This is a genomic window from Actinotignum sp. usb-actsch-rep-73, assembly GCF_059082735.1.
The window spans coordinates 1-1,767 of the sequence record NZ_JBHNPV010000010.1 but is presented as its reverse complement, the minus strand read 5'-3'; the positions used below and the strand labels follow the sequence as shown (position 1 = coordinate 1,767).

The 1,767-nt window shown below is 67.2% G+C and carries 2 protein-coding genes; one reads left to right on the top strand and one right to left on the bottom strand.

Features of this window, described 5'->3' with window-relative positions:
* Positions 1-276 (top strand): FMN-dependent dehydrogenase (locus AC5RE1_RS00645; protein WP_493938192.1); only part of this gene is annotated, 276 nt, incomplete at its 5' end.
* A 30-nt stretch (positions 277-306) separates the two neighbouring features.
* Here AC5RE1_RS00645 and gnd read toward each other — a convergent pair.
* Positions 307-1,737 carry an NADP-dependent phosphogluconate dehydrogenase gene (gnd, locus tag AC5RE1_RS00640; protein WP_493938193.1) on the bottom strand — a complete coding sequence of 477 codons (1,431 nt, stop codon included), beginning with the start codon at positions 1,735-1,737 and terminating at the stop codon, positions 307-309.
* Positions 1,738-1,767: the final 30 nt, after the last annotated feature.

Here is a 1,767-nt window from a genome sequence, read left to right as displayed (position 1 = left end):
CCCTCTTTCCGGACGAGCCTCACGGTCTCGACGCTCCATCCCGGCCGCGCTCCGCAGGAAGTCGAGACCGCGGCGCGGCGGGTGCGGCGTCTGGAATCCTTCGACATCGGGATCGAGGCCGGACAGGCGCGCGTCACCTTGCGCTTCACCGCTGAGGACGAGGACGAGGCGCGTCTTGCCCACGCCGAGTTCCTTCACGCGGTGCAGGAGGTCGTCGATGTCCCCTGCGCGCACCTCGCACAGGTGGTGCGAGGGCGGAGCGTTCCGTTCGAATAAGGGGAGCGCCCCGCCCGGGCGCCGAGGGGGTCACTTTTGACGGACTTCGGGGCGCCTTTCTTCAGCCCACAGGACGTGGTGGGTCGTGCCGGGGTCGTCGATGCGCCGGTAGCCGTGCGCGCCGAAGAAATCGCGCTGCCCCTGAATGAGGGCAGCCGGAAGGCGCTCGGACCTCAACGAATCGATGTAGGCCAGACCTGAGGCGAACACGGGGGCGGGCACGCCCGCGAGAATCGCGTCGGCGGCGAGCCTGCGCCATGCGGGGAGTGCCTTCTCAAGCGCCGAGGCGAATGCGGGAGCGGTGAGCAGAGAGGGCAAGGCGGGTTCGTCCTCGTATGCGGAGGCGATGTCGTCGAGGAAGTGGGCGCGAATGATGCAGCCTCCCCGCCAGATCCTCGCGATCTGTGCGAGGTTGATGTTCCAGCCGTTGAGTTCGGAGGCCGTTGCGATCTCATGGAAGCCCTGAGCGTAGGCGGCGATCTTGGCGCCGTACAGGGCCATGCGCACGGATTCGACAAAGGCCGCACGGCTGGCGGGAGTCCGTTCGGCGGTTCCCGGGGTGATGTCCGCATTGCGAAGGGCGGTGCGCTGGGCGATCGCCGAGGAGGCGGAGCGGGCGAAGGTCGCTTCGGCGATCGCTGGCACCGGGACGCCGTGGTCGAGCGCGGTTTGCGAGGACCAGACGCCGGTGCCCTTCTGACCGGCTTGATCGACGATGACGTCGATGAGGGGCCGGCCGGTCCTCGAATCGACCTGATCCAAGACCTCGGCGGTGATGTCGATGAGGTAGGAGTCGAGTTCGGTACGCCTCCAGCTTCGGAAGACTTCGGCGATCTCATCGATGCTGAGGCCTCCGATACGACGGAGGAGATCGTATGCCTCGGCGATCACCTGCATGTCGGCGTATTCGATGCCGTTGTGCACCATCTTGACGAAGTGCCCGGCTCCGTCGGGGCCGACGTGGGCGCAGCAGGGGCGGCCGTCGACTTGGGCGGCGATGTCTTCGAGGAGGGGGCCGATCCGCGTGTAGGACTCGTCGGCTCCTCCGGGCATGAGCGAAGGCCCCTCCAGGGCGCCCTCCTCCCCTCCGGACACCCCCATCCCGACGAAGTGGATCCCTTCAGTCCGTAAAGCTTTCTCGCGGCGGATCGTGTCGGGATAGAAGGCGTTGCCCCCGTCAATGATGATGTCGCCGGGGGAGAGGACGGATCTGAGCTGGTTGACGACGGATTCCGTCGCGGCGCCGGCGGGGACCATCACGAGAACGACCCTCGGGGTCTTGAGGGAGGCAGTGAAGCCTTCGATGTCCCGAGCGGGACGGAAGAGCCCCTCGTGGGAGTAGTCGTTGACGAAGCGCTCCGTGAGATCGGGCGTGTAGTTGAAGAGGGCGACCTCGTGGCCGTGATGGGCCAGGTTGCGGGCGAGGCTCGTCCCCATGACGCCGAGTCCGTAAACGCCGATGTCGGCGCGGGGGAGGCGGTTTGGTGCGGT